Genomic DNA, 16,218 nt, shown 5'->3' with positions numbered 1-16,218 from the left:
GTGTTTATATTAACCAATAAACTTACGAGCGTTACGGAACATACGTAACCATGCACCATCTTCAGTCCACTCTTCTGGACTCCAAGAGTGCTGAATTGCACGGAAAGTACGCTCTGGGTGCGGCATCATAATCGTTGCACGACCATCTTTAGACGTTACACCTGTAATCGCTTCCGGCGAACCGTTCGGGTTCAATGGATAATGTTGAGTCGGGTTACCGTGGCTATCAACATAACGCAATGCAACTTGATTCGCTGCATTTAAGCTTGCAATGTCAGCTTCACTTGCAACCGCACGACCTTCACCGTGTGCTACAGCAATCGGTAAAATCGAACCTTCCATTCCATTAAGCAATACAGAAACAGATTTTTCAACACGAACGTTTACGCTACGAGCTTCAAAAACTTCTGACATATTGCGGTGGAAACGTGGCCAGTGGTCAGCACCCGGAATAAGCGGTGCTAATTGTGACAACATTTGGCAACCATTACAGATACCTAAGCTGAACGTGTCTTCACGGTGGAAGAACTGTTCAAACTGATCACGTAATTTCGCATTGAACAATACTGATTTTGCCCAGCCACCGCCAGCACCCATTACGTCACCGTAAGAGAAACCACCACAAGTCACTAGACCTTCAAAATCACTTAGGCTAACGCGACCAGCAAGTAAATCACTCATGTGCACGTCAACAGTATTAAAACCAACCTTATCAAAGGCTGCTGCCATTTCAATATGACCATTTACACCTTGCTCACGCAAGATCGCCATATTAGGACGGCGTGTGTTAATGAACGGTGCTTCGATAGGTTCATTCAAATCAAATGTTGGTTTAGCAATTAAACCTTGATGTGATTTATCCGTGATTAAAGCGAATTCTTGGTCAGCAGTTTCTACGTTATCACGTAGACGTTGGATCTGATGAGATACCTCAGACCAAGCTTGTTGTAATTCAGCACGATCTAAAGTCAAACCGTTTACAGATAACTGATCTGTGTTATTTACACGACCAACTACAGCAATTGCATCTTTCAAACTAGATGCAGCAACTTCTGCTTGTAAAGCGTCCCAATCAGCTGCTTTGATTTGAAGAACTGCACCAATTTCTTCAGCAAATAAACTTGCTGGAGTTTGGTCTTCTAATGCAACACCTAAACGTGCAGCAAACATCATTTCAGCAACAGTTGCGAGTAAACCGCCATCACCGATGTCATGGTAAGCTTGAATCAAGCCACGGTTATTCCAGTCTTGAATTAAAGCAAAGAACGCTTTGAAATCATCAAAACTATCAACATCAGGAGTGATTGAACCGATCGCTTTATATACTTGCGCAAGAATCGAACCACCTAAACGGAACTGACCTTTAGATAAATCAATGCGTACAAGTACTGAATCTTCTAAATTCTTAAGTTCAGGTGTTAAAGTTTTACGAACATCCATTACTGGAGCAAATGCGGTAATTACACCAGTCATTGGAGACGTTACAGCTTTATCTTCACCGTTTTCATTCCAAGTGGTACGCATTGAAAGTGAGTCTTTACCTACAGGAATCGCAATTCCTAAAGCTGGACACATTTCCATACCAATCGCTTTTACACCTTCAAACAGCGCTTGGTCTTCACCTTTTTGACCAGCAGCAGCCATCCAGTTTGCAGAAAGTTTGATATCGCTAATTTGTTCAATGTTTGCACATGCAATATTGGTAATTGCTTCCGCAACTGCCAAACGAGCAGATGCTGCTGGATTTAACAATGCAACTGGTGGACGTTCACCCATCGCCATTGCTTCACCAGTGAAGCCTTGTAAGCTTGTAGTTGTCACTGCTGCATCTGCAACAGGAATCTGCCAACGACCAACCATTTGGTCACGCGCAACCATACCAGTAATTGAACGGTCACCAATGGTGATTAAGAATGACTTAGATGCAACTGTTGGATTTTTCAATACGCGGAAAATCGCATCTTTCAAATCAACTTTTGAAGCGTCAAATTCGTTACCTTTACGCTCAATTGTTTCATAAGAACGTTGCATACGCGGTGTACCACCAAGCATCACTTGCATTGGGATATCAACTGCGTTGTTTTGGAACAATGGATCTTCAACTGTTAGATGACGTGCTTCAGTTGCTTCACCCAACACGGCAAATGGACAACGTTCACGAGCACAGATTGATTCGAACTGTTCTAAAGACTCTGGACGAATTGCAAGAACATAACGCTCTTGTGCTTCATTTGACCAGATTTCCATTGGGCTCATGCCCGGTTCTAATGAAGGAATCTTACGAAGGTTAAGAACTGCACCTAACTCATGATCATTCACAAGTTCAGGCATAGCATTTGATAGACCACCAGCACCAACGTCGTGTACAGAAACGATTGGGTTAAAGTCTTCTAAGCGCCAGCATGTATCAATTACTTCTTGGCAACGGCGTTCCATTTCTGGGTTTTCACGTTGTACAGAAGCGAAATCAAGGCTTTCACCCATTGTACCGCTGTCTACAGAAGATGCTGCACCGCCACCAAGACCGATTAACATTGCAGGGCCACCCAATACAATGAGTAAATCACCCGGTTGGATCGCATCTTTTTCTACATGGTCAGGACGAATGTTACCGTAACCACCAGCGATCATGATTGGCTTATGGAAGCCCTTCACTTCACCATTTACATTCTGTTCAAAAGAACGGAAATAACCATTTAACGCTGGGCGACCAAATTCATTATTAAATGCCGCGCCACCTAATGGACCTTCAATCATGATTTGTAATGGCGATGCCATACGTGAAGGTTTGCCGTAGTTCTCTTCCCAAGGTTGTTCAAAACCAGGAATGTTTAAGTTAGAAACTGTAAAGCCTGTTAAGCCAGCTTTTGGTTTACCACCACGACCAGTAGCACCTTCATCACGGATTTCACCGCCTGAACCAGTTGCAGCACCAGCAAATGGAGAAATTGCTGTTGGATGGTTGTGAGTTTCAACCTTCATTAAAATATGAGCAGCTTGACTCTTATATTTATAAACAAAGTGACCGTTTTCATCTGCTTTTGGATAAAAACGCATCGTGTCATAACCAACGATTACAGATGCGTTATCTTTATATGCAGATAAAACATCAGTTGGTGATTCTTTATAAGTATTTTTAATCATCTGGAACAATGATAATGGTTGTTTTTCACCATCAATTGTCCATTCAGAACCAAAGATTTTATGACGACAGTGCTCAGAGTTGGCCTGCGCAAACATCATCAATTCGATGTCATTTGGATTACGACCAAGCTTACCGAATGCTTCAGTTAAGTAATCAATTTCTTGTTCAGATAACGCAAAACCGAACTCATTGTTCGCTTTAACCAAAGCTTCTTTGCCTTGCCCTAAGATATCAATAGAATTTAATGGTTTTGGAGCTGTTTCTGAAAATAATGCTTTTGCATCATCAATTTGAGCAAAAACTGTTTCTGTCATACGGTCATGAAGTACTTGTTTAACTTCATTAGTAATTTCTGAAACACCTTTTAATGTAAATAAAAGACCGCGTTCTAAGCGGTGAACTGGTGTATTACAGTTTTTGAAAATATCAGTTGCTTTAGAAGACCAAGGTGAAATAGTACCCACACGTGGTGTTACTAAAATCTGAATCTCATCACTTGCAGGTTGACGAAGTTCAAAAGACTCACCGTCATTTAATAATTGCAAAGCAGATTGATGTTGCTGCTCGTTGAGCGCTTGATCAAACAAATAGACCCATTGGCTGTCAAAAGATTGAACAGAACTAATTGACGATAAACGTGTTAATAGTTGAGCTTTCTTAAAAGAAGAATGTGCTGCTGCACCGGCCACGATAAACATGTTGATTTTGGCTCCACGGGCAGGTCTTGTGAACCTTACCGCAATGTGACTTTAGAGAGAGCGCATATTCTACTGCGTCTTGCTAAAATCAGCTAGATGTAGAATCAGTATTCTGTAACCTAATTCTGCAAGAAGTGATTTCTTTTTTGTTCAAAATCATTTTTTTAGTCATTCTCGTTAAAAATAAATTGTTTCATGTTTATTCAATAACATAATAAAACCTGAACTAAGACAAACTATGTCGCACCAAGCTAGTGCTTTTAACTTTTTTTTGGCATGATCAAGCTTTATAGTTTTGAATAATGATAAATGGAACAAATGCGTTGGTTAGAGCTGCTTTCCGCAGTTCGCTTAGGTAGCAAAAAAAGTAGTACAGAACTGGCTCGTAGCCCATTCCATAAAGATTATGACCGCATTATATTTTCTCAAAGTTTTCGTCAGTTAAACCGTAAGACCCAAGTTCACCCTCTAGCACAACATGATGGCATTCACACTCGTTTAACTCACTCCCTTGAAGTTTCCTGCATTGGCCGCTCAATGGGTATGCTTGCCGCAGAAAAAATTAAAAATGAATTGCCTGTCTGGATTTCCCCTGCCGATGTCGGTGCAATTATTCAAGCAGCTTGCCTTGCCCACGACATTGGTAACCCGCCTTTTGGCCATGCAGGCGAATATGCGATTCGTGAATGGTTCGATGATGCATCACATGACGATTTTTTAAAAAAACTAAGCCCAGAAGAAGAAGCCGATGTTCGCCAATTTGAAGGTAACGCTCAAGGCTTACGTTTATTAAGCCGCATTGATTATCATCCAGATGATGGAGGTATGCGTTTAACGTATGCAACCTTAGGCGCTTATTTAAAGTATCCGTGGCTTTCAAAAACAATTGCTTCACAAGGTGATCGACCTTCACATCAACGAGCAAAGTTTGGTTGTTATCAATCTGAAAAAGAAATTTTAAAACAGATCGCTGAACAGCTTGGGCTGATTCAACTCGGTGAATATCATTATTGCCGCCATCCACTCACCTATTTGTTAGAAGCCGCTGATGACATTTGTTATGCCCTCATTGATTTAGAAGATGGTATTGTCTTAAATATGCTGAGTTACCAAGAAGTTGAACCCATTTTCTTAAATCTTATTGCTGACTATGGCCAACCTGAAGAGTTATCTCATCCAAACAGTACATGGCAACAAAAGATCTCAGCATTACGTGGACGAGTCATGAAACGTCTTGTTGATGAAGTGACCACAGCATTTGCCAAAAATCATTATGAGATTATTACAGGTCAGCTTAAAGGCAACCTTTTGCAGTATTGTTCACCCGATATTGCAAAAGGTATCGAAACTGCCAAGAATCTGGCACGTGACAAAATTTTTGAGCACCCACAAAAATCTGGTTTAGAAATTATTGCGCATCAAAGTTTACAAACGATTTTGGATGCATTTGTACCACTCACAACACCACATAAATCTTTAAGCTTTAAAGAACAACGTTTAATGTCTATCCTTAGCCTATATGGTGCTAACTTTAGCAATAATCACTACAGCAACATTATGCAAGTACTCGATATTATTAGTAAGTTCTCAGATCATCAGGCTTATAGCTTGGCGCAAGAGTTGCAAGGTAATAAAATTGGCTTGTTTTAAGCTGGCTTGATATAGAAAGAAATAAAACCATTGTCGTTTTCAATTCATTTTAGAACGACCAGATTTACAGTTATGAATAAGTGAAATTACGCTATGATCGGATGTTTAATTGGCGAAGTGTTTGCCCTAGAAGCCCCTACTGTCTTACTGAATGTAAATGGTGTGGGTTATGAAATTGATACGCCACTTTCAACATTTTGCCAATTACAAAAAGGCCAAAAAGTTACGCTATGGACGCATTTGGTTGTCCGTGAAGATGCGCAGCAGCTCTACGGTTTTAGTGATGCCCAAGAGAAAACAATTTTCCGCACCTTATTAAAAGTAAATGGTGTCGGTCCAAAAATGGCATTAGGCATTTTATCGACACTAAGCGTTGAGCTATTGGTTCACACGATTGAACATGACGATATCAATACTTTGGTCAAAGTTCCTGGTGTTGGTAAAAAAACAGCTGAACGTTTAATGATCGAACTTCGTGACCGTTTCAAAACATTAGCTCAAGGCACTTCAACTACGGCAACCATGCCTCAAATTCAATTTGCTGCAAACTCTCCTGTCGCAGAAGCAGAAGCTGCGTTGCAATCTTTAGGTTATAAACCACTTGAAGCACAAAAAGCTGTTGCGGCGGTTAAAGCCGATTACACAGAATCAGCCGATATTATTCGTGCTGCTCTTAAATCCATGATGAAGTAAAACACTTATGCAAGACCGTCTAATCAGTGGAACAGAAAAACCTGAAGATCATTTTGATCGGGCTATTCGACCAACTTCTCTTGCCGACTATATTGGGCAACCAGTCGTACGCGAGCAAATGGAAATTTTCATTGGTGCTGCTCGTGGTCGTGGTGAAGCTCTAGACCACACACTGATTTTTGGTCCGCCCGGCTTAGGTAAAACCACACTTGCCAATATTATTGCACGTGAAATGGGTGGCAATCTTAAATCGACTTCAGGACCAGTATTAGAGCGTGCAGGTGATTTAGCGGCAATGCTCACCAACCTTGAAGAAGGCGATGTTTTATTTATCGATGAAATTCATCGTCTTTCACCAGTGATTGAAGAAATCCTCTATCCAGCAATGGAAGATTACCAACTCGATATCATGATTGGTGAAGGCCCTGCTGCTCGTTCAATTAAACTAGATTTACCCCCTTTTACACTCGTTGCTGCGACCACACGTGCGGGCTTGTTGACCTCACCACTACGTGACCGCTTCGGTATTGTGCAACGCCTTGAGTTTTACTCTGTAGAAGACTTAACTCACATTGTGTCACGCTCTGCAAACCTCATGGATGTACCCATTACAGTTGAAGGCGCAGAAGAAGTAGCACGCCGATCACGCGGAACACCTCGTATCGCCAACCGTTTATTACGCCGTGTACGTGACTATGCACAAGTAAAAGGTACAGGCGAAGTGACTCATGAAATGGCACAGCGTGCGCTTGATATGCTCAATGTTGATAAAGCTGGCTTAGATACCCTAGACCGACGTTATTTGAGTATGTTACTAGAGCGTTTTGATGGTGGCCCTGCCGGAGTTGAAGCTCTTGCAGCAGCTATGGCTGAAGACAGCGGTACGCTTGAAGATGTGATTGAACCTTATTTAATTCAACAAGGTTATGTCATGCGTACTGCACGAGGTCGCATCGCAACCAACCAATCTTATTTACAGTTTGGAATGACGCCACCTGAGCCTAAAAACTAACCAAAGGAAGAGAATTTTCTCTTCCTTTTTTAATGCAATCAAGCTATCTAATTAAAAATAACAATTATCTTATCAATAAATTAGCGACTCTATACCTTTTAAGTCTTTCTTTATACCTTATTGATTTTTTAATATTTTTCAAAACTGAATTATAAGAAATCTAGATAGTAAATCTTATGAACAATAATATTTTTAGGATAAGGATATGTATAAAAAAACCGCTTTATTTTTGCCACTCGTTCTAATGAGCCAGCTAAGCCTAGCAGATTGGGTAAAAGATGCTGCACAACAAAATGAAAATCAGGTCATTCAATTAAGACAACATATTCATGAACACCCTGAACTAGGCAATATGGAATTTAAAACATCTGCACTGGTTCAAAAAGAATTGACGTCTTATGGCATTCAAGTCAAAACAGGTTATGCAAAAACAGGCGTAATAGGTATTTTAAAAGGCAATAAACCTGGCCCTATCATTGCGCTTAGAGCCGATATGGATGCACTACCGATGGAAGAAAAAAGTGGTGTTCCCTTTGCGAGTAAACAAAAAGCAATTTATCAAGGTAAAGAAACTTATGTGATGCATGCTTGTGGACATGATGCACACACTGCGATGCTATTAGGGGCAGCAAAAATTCTCGCAGCCAATAAGGATAAAATATCGGGCACAGTCGTCTTTGTTTTTCAACCTGCTGAAGAAGGTGGAGCAGATATAGATAACTTCACACAGGGTGATCAAATCGGCTCACGGAAAATGATCGCGGATGGTGCCTTTAAAGACTATAAACCCGAAGCTATTTTTGGAATACATGTCATAGCTGGCATGAAAAGTGGACATCTTTATTACAAGGATGGAGCTATTTTAAATAGTGCAGACCACTTACGTATTCAGGTCAACGGCAAGCAGGTGCATGGTTCGACGCCGTGGCTAGGCAGAGATCCAATTTATGCATCGGCACAAATGATTAATAATTTACAGAGTCTTATTAGCCGAAGAACTGATCTAACCAAAGGTATGGGTGTAGTCAGTATTGGCAATATTCAAGGCGGCACGGCAGGTAATGTGATTCCTGAACAGGTCAATATGATCGGGACTATTCGTTCTAATAACGAACAAATACGGGCGAATATTTTAAAAAGTTTACCGACCATGATAGAGCATAATGCTCAAGCCAATGACGTGACTGCTAAAGTTGAAATTGCGCCTTATGCACCAGTAACTATGAATGACAAAGCGCTTACTCAATTTATTCAGCCAACATTAGCCAAAGTTGTTGAAGCTTCAAAACTACATGTTTTGGATCACAATGAGAGTGCAAGTGAAGATTTTGCTTATTATGGAAAATTAATGCCCTCATTCTTTGTTTTCTTAGGTGCAACACCAGAAAATCAAGACTTAAGCCAAGCTGCACCCAATCATAGTCCTTACTTTATTGTAGATAATAAAGCCTTAAAAACAGGAACTGAACTACATGTAAGGTTCGTATTAGATTACCCGAACATATCAAAACAAGTTCAAACTGAATGGAAACCTTCTTAACTTAAAAGTAAGCTGGTCATAGAGTTCACCGTTTTTAGACTAGAAGTACAGCAATCGCAATTGAAAGGTTGTGCCATAGGACTTAGTATGCAATCTGCTAAACTGCCCCGTATTTAAAGCATATGCGTGGCTTCAAATAAAATGAATATTTTATTCAGTAGCCATAATTGAAATGCAAAGCTCTATAGTGAACTAAAAACGGAATACTCTCATGGCGAATCATTTTGAATTCAACATTCGTGTTTATATTGAAGATACGGACGCAGGTGGTATTGTTTACCATGCCAACCATATTCGCTATATGGAACGTACCCGTACCGAATGGCTCCGCGCTGCTGGCGTTGATCATTACTGGCACCAAAAAGACTACAACTTTGTCGTATATAAAATTGACGTAAAATATATGCGTCCTATTTTAATGGATGATTTAATTACTGTTACAGCACGTGTAGTTTCATGTAAAGCTGCGTCATTTGTGTTGCAACAAAATATTTATCGTGGTGAAATCTTGCTTGCTTCTGGTGAGGTTGAGTTGGCATGTTTAAGTAAAGACTTAATGCCTCGTCGTCTTCCAGAAGAAATACGTGATCTTATTCGTAAAGAATTGGAACAAGACTAAAAAAACAACCGGCATATGTAACCTATGGCAACAAACATTGAATCAACCCTGCATATTTCTGACCTTATTTTACAAGCAAGTCCAGTCGTTCAGTTGGTCATGCTAATTCTATTGTTAGCATCGATCTTTAGTTGGTATCTGATTGCCAAGTTACATATGAGTTATAAAAAAGCACATCAAGACGATGAACATTTTCAAAAAATGTTCTGGTCTGGTGCTGAACTCAATACGCTTTATAACAATGCTCAGCTCAACTCAAAACGCTCAGGTCTTGAAGATATTTTTTATCAAGGGTTGAGCGAATTTTTTAAACTCAAAAAACGTCAAGCTCCTGTTTCTCAAACGATTGAAGGCACTGAGCGTATTTTGCGTGTAGGTTTGAGTCGTGATCAGAGCCATTTAGAATATGGTTTAGGGACTTTAGCAAGTATCGGTTCTGTAGCGCCTTACATCGGTCTATTTGGTACCGTATGGGGTATTATGAATGCCTTTATCGGTTTAGCTGCCGTTGATCAAGTAACTCTGGCAACTGTTGCACCGGGTATTGCTGAAGCACTTATTGCAACTGCAATTGGTCTATTTGCTGCTATTCCTGCTGTATTAGCTTTTAACCACTTTACTGCTAAAAGTGAAAGTGTTTACTCTGATCGTGCTTTATTTGCTGAAGAGATGATTGCTTTATTGCAACGTCAATCTGTGGGTTCATCACAGGAAGATGCATAATGGCAATTCAGCGTTCAGGGCGCTTTGAGCGCATAAAAAAACCATTAAAAAGTGATATGAACGTCGTACCTTATATTGACGTTATGCTCGTGCTTTTGGTTATTTTTATGGTAACTGCTCCTATGATTACCAGTGGTATCAAGGTCGATTTACCTCAAGCAAACAACCACCCAATCGAATCAAAAGATATGCCTGCCATGGTAACAATTGGCAAAGATGGCAATATTTATCTTCAATATGAAGATTACAAAGATAATGAACCATTATCTCGTGAAAAGCTCGAAGCAGTTTTAAGCGATGCTCAAAAACAAGCTGAACAAGAAAACAAACAACTTACAGTTTTAATCAATGGTGATAAGTCTCGTCCTTATGGAGAAGTCGTATCATTAATGGCGAGTTTACAAGAAGCAGGTTTAACTCAAGTTGGCCTTCTGACAGAGCCTTTAAAATAAGCTATGAACAAAGATCAAAAGCCGCCCTTTAAACAAAATGCGATTGCATTGAGCTTTACACTCGGAGTTCATGCAATTGCCATTGTTGGCTTGCTTTTTTTAGGCTTGAGTAAACCACCTGAACAGCCAAAAAAGCTAACGACTATTTTAGTTAAGCCAGAAGATTTAACCCCTCCTTTAGCCAAAGAAATTGAACAAGAGACTACAGCTACGAATGAAGCAAAAGAGGTATTAGCCCCTATTGTGGATGAAACGCTACCTCAAAATCTTCCAGTTGTACCTCCTCCTCCAACGGCTCAACAACTTGCTGCTCAAAAGCAAAAGGCCGAACAGGCCCAGCAAGCCAAGTTAGCTGAGCAAAAGCGTAAAGCTGAAGAAGCTGCGAAAGCGAAACAAGCAGCAGAACAGCAACGCATAGAGGAAGCTCAAAAACAGCAGGCTGAAGCTAAACGCCAAGCTGAGGCTAAAGCAAAATTAGAAGCAGAACAAAAACGTAAGGCTGAACAAAGTGCAAAAGCTGATGCTGAAGCTAAGGCCAGCCAAAAAGCTGCTGAAGACGCTAAACGTAAAGCTGAGGCTGATGCAAAATTAAAACGTGAAGCTCAAAAGGCTGAAAACGCTAAACTTCAAGCACAACAAGAAGCTAAGCGAAAGGCCGAAGCTGATGCTAAGGCTAAGCAACAAAAAGCTGCTGACGACGCTAAACGTAAAGCTGAAGCAGATGCAAAAGCGAAACAGCAAAAAGCAACTGAAGACGCTAAACGTAAAGCTGAGGCCGATGCTAGAGCTAAGCAGCAAAAATCTGCTGACGATGCTAAACGTAAAGCTGAGGCCGATGCGAAAGCCAAACAGCAAAAAGCTGCTGACGATGCTAAACGCAAAGCTGAGGCTGATGCGAAAGCCAAGCAAAAAGCAACTGAAGACGTTAAACGCAAAGCTGAGGCCGATGCGAAAGCCAAACAGCAAAAAGCTGATGATGCTAAACGTAAAGCTGAGGCCGATGCGAAAGCCAAACAGCAAAAAGCTGCTGACGATGCTAAACGCAAAGCTGAGGCTGATGCTAAAGCCAAGCAAAAAGCTGCTGACGATGCTAAGCGTAAAGCTGAAGCGGAGGCCGAGGCCAAAGCTGCATCAGCTCAAAAAGCACAAGAAGAAGCAGCTCAAAAGAAAGCTGAAGCTAAAAAAGTTGCTTCTTCAGCTAGACGCGATTTTGAACAAAAAATTCGACGCTCTTGGGATGTTCCAACTGGTAGTAGCGGTAAAACAGTTGGTGTTCGTTTTACCCTTTCCGATTCGGGAAGCGTTAACTCTATTGTGATCACGCGTTCAAGTGGTGATGATGCCTTAGACGCAAGTATTAAAGCTGCAATTCAAGCCGCAGCGCCATATCCTATGCCATCAGATCCAGATGCAAGACGTGAAGCAAGAAGTGTTAGCTCTACATTTAGAGCGCAATAATTTTGAAAGAGTTACATGCTTTAAATAGTTTAAGGCATGTAACTATGCTACAAAATCAACAGTCACAAAAATACCTGCTATGACTTTAAACTTATGAATACGAGCCGCAAACACCTGCTATCTTTAGCACTGATCACAGCCTTAAGCCCTATTGCTTCTACAACTGCTTTTGCCCAGTTATATCTGGAAATTGCCAAAGCTCCAGATCAGGCACCCAAAATTGCTATTGTCCCGTTTACCAATGACAATGGGCTCTATCCTATTGTTGAAACAGACTTAAACCGTTCTGGGCGCTTTACAAGCTCATCTAAAAATTTGCCTGCCAATGCTGCAATCAATCAGATTCAAGCTTCTGACTGGCAAACTGCTGGTATTCCATATGTAGTTACTGGACAAATTAAACAAACAGCGACAGGTTTTGAAGTTCACTACCAACTTTATGATGTACAAAAGCAACAATACATTTTAAATGAACTTTTAAATGTACCTGCTTCACGCATACGTCAAGCTGGTCATATGGTAAGTGATGCTATTTATCAAGCGCTTACTGGTATTCCAGGTGACTTTAGCGGCCGTATTGCTTATGTATTAAGAAACCCTGCAACACCTGCCGAGCGTTATACCCTACAAATTGCAGATACGGATGGTGAACAACCAAAGACCGTTTTATCATCCCGTGATCCAATTCTTTCTCCGGCATGGACACCGGATGCTAAAAAAATTGCTTATGTTTCTTTTGAAACTAAACGTCCAGCAATTTATTTACAAGATTTATCAACTGGAACACGTGAAGTGCTTACCAGTTTTAGAGGCCTAAACGGCGCGCCAAGTTTTTCACCGGATGGCCAATCAATGCTATTTACAGCATCGATGAATGGTAACCCTGAAATCTACCAAATGGATTTATCAACTCGCCAAGTCAAACGCATGACAAATGATTCGGCAATTGATACCGAAGCACGTTATACACCAGATGGAAAATCCTTTATTTTCACTTCTGACCGTGGTGGCTCTGCCCAAATTTATCGTTATACCTTTGCTGATGGCTCAGTAAAGCGTTTGACATTTAAAGGCTCATTTAATGCACGCGGAACTCTAAGTGCAGATGGCAAAAAGATTGCACTTGTTCATCGCCCAAGTGGCAGCAGTTATAAAGTTGCAATTCAAGACATTAATACTGGCATCACCAATATTCTTACCCCAACTAGTTTAGATGAATCACCAAGTTTCTCACCAAATGGGCAAATGGTGGTTTACGCAACTCGTGAAGGCAACCGTGGCTTGTTGTCTATTATGTCTACTGATGGACGTTTCCGTATGAATTTACCAAGCGAACAAGGTGAAGTACGTGAACCAGCCTGGGCACCAAAATAACTTTTAATTCCATTGACGGAGATGATCATGAAATCAATCAAATATTTAGCTCTACCCTTTCTTAGCGTAGCACTCGTGATGACAGGCTGTGCTAGCCGTAAACCGGCAGCGACGACCACGACAGGCACAAACCCAAGTACAGTAAACACTTCTGGTTTAAGTGAAGATGCTGCATTAAATGCTCAAAATTTGGCAGGTGCTTCATCTAAAGGCGTAACTGAAGCAAATAAAGCGGCTTTAGCTAAACGTGTTGTTCACTTTGATTATGACAGCAGCGATTTATCTACTGAAGACTACCAAACGCTTCAAGCTCATGCTCAGTTCCTTATAGCAAATGCTAATTCAAAAGTTGCATTAACTGGTCATACAGATGAACGTGGTACACGTGAATATAATATGGCTTTAGGCGAACGTCGTGCTAAAGCTGTACAAAGCTACTTAATTACTAATGGTGTAAACCCACAGCAACTTGAAGCTGTAAGTTATGGTAAAGAAGCTCCTGTTAATGCAGGACATGATGAATCAGCGTGGAAAGAAAACCGCCGTGTTGAAATTAATTATGAAGCAGTACCTCCTTTATTAAAATAAGAGATCTGCATAAAAAAACGCTCATAAAAATATGAGCGTTTTTTTATTACTTAAGAAGATTTCTTTTCTTCTTCAGCATGTTGCATAGACTCAATCAAATCATGCTTATTAAAATCTTTATATTCAGGTTTTGCCTCGTAGTCTTTCCAAGCTTCCTGAACATTTTCTTTCGAAATTTCATCTAGATTGATTGGTTCACCTGCCGTGGGGGTCGCATCAAACTTCTTTGTTGTCATTTCGATTCTCCTAAAAATATACAGTCCTTTGTGATGCAATCAACATACCATTTTAATTGGGGGCTTGTAAGCATAAATCCAACACAAATAAAGTAAGATAATTTTTATTTTGTGACATTCTCATCTAGAATATGCCACGTATTTATCTGACTCATTTTGATGCTTGAAGCACAGGAGCTATTTTATATGTCCAACCTCACTTTGTCCCAATTTTTACAACAACAAAAAGGGAATCTAACACCTGAGTTGGCTCAAGTCATCGATACTATTGCCACGACCTGTAAAACGATCGACCAAGCACTACAAAAAGGTGCTCTCGCTGGTATTTTAGGTAGTGCTGGTAATGAAAATGTTCAAGGTGAAACACAGAAAAAACTTGATGTGATTTCTAATGACTACTTAATTGATGCTTTAAAAGTGCATCCACATGTAGGTGGTCTCGCTTCTGAAGAGCTTGATGATTTCACCCCTGCACAAGAAAATGGTGAATATCTTGTTTTATTTGATCCATTAGACGGCTCAAGCAATATTGATATCAATATGTGTGTAGGCACAATTTTCTCTATTCTTCCTGCAAAAAATGCAGTAACACAAGCAGAAGATTTCATGCAAGCTGGTACACAACAAGTTGCAGCGGGTTATGTACTTTATGGCCCATCAACCATGATGGCTTTAACAGTTGGAAATGGCGTAGCATTCTTTACTTTAGACCCAGAAACTCAAACTTTCTTACTCACAACTGACAATGTTCAGGTTGCAGCAGATACTCAAGAGTTTGCAATTAATGCCTCTAACCAACGTCATTGGGAAAATCCTGTAAAACAATACATTGATGAATTACTTGCAGGTAAAACTTCTGTTCGCGAAAAAGATTTTAATATGCGCTGGGTCGCATGTATGGTTGGCGATATTCACCGTATCTTATGTCGTAGTGGTATTTTCCTTTATCCATATGACTTAAAGGATCCAACAAAAGCGGGGCGCTTACGTTTAATGTATGAAGCAAATCCAATGAGTATGCTCATTGAACAAGCTGGTGGTGCATCAACTACAGGCCGTGTTCGTATTTTAGATATTGAACCAACCGAGCTTCACCAACGTGTTCCTGTAATCATTGGTTCTAAAAATGAAGTTGAACGCGTAACAAGCTACCACTAATAATTTTAATTACTTAGGGCATCATAGTATGATGGTGCCCTTTTGTTGGATATTTTCTTATGGCGGTTATTTTTTTAGAATCAAAAGACAATGCAAAAATTAAACATTTGCGTGGATTAATCGAACTCAGTAACGCCCGAAAAAAGCACCAACAAACTGTTCTTGAAGGCACTCATCTTTGTTTAGCTTGGTTACAACAGCAAAAAAAGATTTTTTCTTTATTTACGACAGAACAGGCCTTAGAACACGAAGATTTAAAAAAAATAATTGAACTGCATCAAGGTCATATCTTTGTTATTAGCGAAGTTTTATATAGAGATTTAAGTACATTAGGTACGAGCTTACCTTGTTTAGCTATTATTGACCTACCTAAAACTGCATCAACCATCGATTATAAGGTAGATACCTTAATTCTTGAAAATATTCAGGATCCAGGTAACGTAGGTACTTTACTACGTTCAGCAGCAGCAGCAAATATTAAACAAATCATTTGCACACAAGGCTCTGCATCACTTTGGTCACCACGAGTTTTAAGAGCGGGTATGGGTGCTCATTTTAGCTTACATTGTTTTGAAAACTTTCAGTTGACAGATATTCTTCCAAAGTTCCAAATTCCAGTTTTTGTTACAAGCTCTCATCGCTCAACGAGTCTTTATTCAAAAGATCTTTCAAAACCGTGTGTCTGGATATTAGGAAATGAAGGTCAAGGCGCTAGTGATTACGCATTAGATCACGCACAATCAGTAACTATTCCCCAACCAGGTGGACAAGAGTCATTAAACGTGGCAATTGCAGGATCTATTTGCTTTTTTGAGATGGTCCGCCAACGCCAATAAAACGTTAATTTATTTTACATCGCACATATTTGTGAA

At 40.2% G+C, this 16,218-nt stretch carries 14 protein-coding genes; 12 read left to right on the top strand and 2 right to left on the bottom strand.

Features of this window, described 5'->3' with window-relative positions:
• Nucleotides 1-9 precede the first annotated feature (9 nt).
• Nucleotides 10-3,843, bottom strand: a complete 3,834-nt coding sequence (gene purL, locus F931_RS04570; RefSeq protein WP_016140263.1) for a phosphoribosylformylglycinamidine synthase — start codon at nt 3,841-3,843, stop codon at nt 10-12.
• Between the two features lie 309 nt (nt 3,844-4,152).
• On the opposite strand from purL, the gene dgt reads away from it, so the two are divergent.
• The 10 genes from dgt to pal all read left to right on the top strand — a co-directional run bounded on the left by dgt (nt 4,153) and on the right by pal (nt 13,952).
• On the top strand, nt 4,153-5,493 hold the full coding sequence (dgt, locus tag F931_RS04565; RefSeq protein ID WP_016140262.1) for a deoxyguanosinetriphosphate triphosphohydrolase: 1,341 nt from the start codon (nt 4,153-4,155) through the stop codon (nt 5,491-5,493).
• A 93-nt stretch (nt 5,494-5,586) separates the two neighbouring features.
• Complete coding sequence (gene ruvA / locus F931_RS04560) at nt 5,587-6,186, top strand: Holliday junction branch migration protein RuvA (protein WP_016140261.1); 600 nt, start codon at nt 5,587-5,589, stop codon at nt 6,184-6,186.
• A gap of 7 nt (nt 6,187-6,193) precedes the next feature.
• The gene (gene ruvB / locus F931_RS04555; RefSeq protein WP_002052424.1) at nt 6,194-7,198 is read left to right on the top strand and encodes a Holliday junction branch migration DNA helicase RuvB; all 1,005 of its coding nucleotides are present in this window, start codon (nt 6,194-6,196) and stop codon (nt 7,196-7,198) included.
• A 205-nt stretch (nt 7,199-7,403) separates the two neighbouring features.
• Nucleotides 7,404-8,738, top strand: coding sequence for a M20 family metallopeptidase (locus F931_RS04550; RefSeq protein WP_016140260.1), 1,335 nt, complete (start codon nt 7,404-7,406; stop codon nt 8,736-8,738).
• Nucleotides 8,739-8,949: 211 nt separating this feature from the next.
• Nucleotides 8,950-9,357, top strand: a complete 408-nt coding sequence (gene ybgC, locus F931_RS04545; RefSeq protein ID WP_001273591.1) for a tol-pal system-associated acyl-CoA thioesterase — start codon at nt 8,950-8,952, stop codon at nt 9,355-9,357.
• 24 nt (nt 9,358-9,381) lie between these two features.
• Complete coding sequence (gene tolQ / locus F931_RS04540; protein ID WP_016140259.1) at nt 9,382-10,080, top strand: protein TolQ; 699 nt, start codon at nt 9,382-9,384, stop codon at nt 10,078-10,080.
• Entirely contained in the window at nt 10,080-10,532 is a 453-nt protein-coding gene (gene tolR, locus F931_RS04535) for a protein TolR (protein ID WP_016140258.1), read from the top strand. The genes tolQ and tolR overlap by 1 nt, the downstream gene beginning before the upstream one ends.
• Nucleotides 10,533-10,535: 3 nt before the next feature.
• Nucleotides 10,536-11,990 (top strand): cell envelope integrity protein TolA, encoded by a 1,455-nt coding sequence (tolA, locus tag F931_RS04530; RefSeq protein WP_016140257.1) that lies wholly within the window; start codon nt 10,536-10,538, stop codon nt 11,988-11,990.
• 93 nt (nt 11,991-12,083) lie between these two features.
• A complete protein-coding gene (gene tolB, locus F931_RS04525; RefSeq protein WP_016140256.1) occupies nt 12,084-13,364 on the top strand; it encodes a Tol-Pal system beta propeller repeat protein TolB in 1,281 nt (426 codons plus the stop codon).
• A gap of 27 nt (nt 13,365-13,391) precedes the next feature.
• Nucleotides 13,392-13,952 carry a peptidoglycan-associated lipoprotein Pal gene (pal, locus tag F931_RS04520; RefSeq protein WP_002118513.1) on the top strand — a complete coding sequence of 187 codons (561 nt, stop codon included), beginning with the start codon at nt 13,392-13,394 and terminating at the stop codon, nt 13,950-13,952.
• A gap of 50 nt (nt 13,953-14,002) precedes the next feature.
• Here the strand turns inward: pal and F931_RS04515 are convergent, their stop codons facing one another.
• A complete protein-coding gene (locus F931_RS04515) occupies nt 14,003-14,188 on the bottom strand; it encodes an NF038105 family protein (protein WP_016140255.1) in 186 nt (61 codons plus the stop codon).
• 186 nt (nt 14,189-14,374) lie between these two features.
• On the opposite strand from F931_RS04515, the gene F931_RS04510 reads away from it, so the two are divergent.
• On the top strand, nt 14,375-15,346 hold the full coding sequence (locus tag F931_RS04510; protein ID WP_016140254.1) for a class 1 fructose-bisphosphatase: 972 nt from the start codon (nt 14,375-14,377) through the stop codon (nt 15,344-15,346).
• Nucleotides 15,347-15,405: 59 nt separating this feature from the next.
• A complete protein-coding gene (locus F931_RS04505) occupies nt 15,406-16,182 on the top strand; it encodes a TrmH family RNA methyltransferase (RefSeq protein WP_016140253.1) in 777 nt (258 codons plus the stop codon).
• The last annotated feature ends 36 nt before the right edge of the window (nt 16,183-16,218 follow it).

This window comes from Acinetobacter pittii ANC 4050, assembly GCF_000399685.1.
Lineage (GTDB): Bacteria > Pseudomonadota > Gammaproteobacteria > Pseudomonadales > Moraxellaceae > Acinetobacter > Acinetobacter pittii_E.
This window is presented reverse-complemented; position numbering and strand designations above follow the sequence as displayed.

Excerpts from the sequence above, each read along its gene's own strand:
- tolR (WP_016140258.1), top strand. The coding sequence starts at position 10,080 with ATGGCAATTCAGCGTTCAGGGCGCTTTGAGCGCATAAAAAAACCATTA.
- F931_RS04505 (WP_016140253.1), top strand. The coding sequence starts at position 15,406 with ATGGCGGTTATTTTTTTAGAATCAAAAGACAATGCAAAAATTAAACAT.
- ruvB (WP_002052424.1), top strand. The coding sequence starts at position 6,194 with ATGCAAGACCGTCTAATCAGTGGAACAGAAAAACCTGAAGATCATTTT.
- purL (WP_016140263.1), bottom strand. The coding sequence starts at position 3,843 with ATGTTTATCGTGGCCGGTGCAGCAGCACATTCTTCTTTTAAGAAAGCT.
- ybgC (WP_001273591.1), top strand. The coding sequence starts at position 8,950 with ATGGCGAATCATTTTGAATTCAACATTCGTGTTTATATTGAAGATACG.
- tolB (WP_016140256.1), top strand. The coding sequence starts at position 12,084 with ATGAATACGAGCCGCAAACACCTGCTATCTTTAGCACTGATCACAGCC.
- tolA (WP_016140257.1), top strand. The coding sequence starts at position 10,536 with ATGAACAAAGATCAAAAGCCGCCCTTTAAACAAAATGCGATTGCATTG.
- F931_RS04550 (WP_016140260.1), top strand. The coding sequence starts at position 7,404 with ATGTATAAAAAAACCGCTTTATTTTTGCCACTCGTTCTAATGAGCCAG.
- F931_RS04515 (WP_016140255.1), bottom strand. The coding sequence starts at position 14,188 with ATGACAACAAAGAAGTTTGATGCGACCCCCACGGCAGGTGAACCAATC.
- dgt (WP_016140262.1), top strand. The coding sequence starts at position 4,153 with ATGGAACAAATGCGTTGGTTAGAGCTGCTTTCCGCAGTTCGCTTAGGT.
- pal (WP_002118513.1), top strand. The coding sequence starts at position 13,392 with ATGAAATCAATCAAATATTTAGCTCTACCCTTTCTTAGCGTAGCACTC.
- ruvA (WP_016140261.1), top strand. The coding sequence starts at position 5,587 with ATGATCGGATGTTTAATTGGCGAAGTGTTTGCCCTAGAAGCCCCTACT.
- F931_RS04510 (WP_016140254.1), top strand. The coding sequence starts at position 14,375 with ATGTCCAACCTCACTTTGTCCCAATTTTTACAACAACAAAAAGGGAAT.
- tolQ (WP_016140259.1), top strand. The coding sequence starts at position 9,382 with ATGGCAACAAACATTGAATCAACCCTGCATATTTCTGACCTTATTTTA.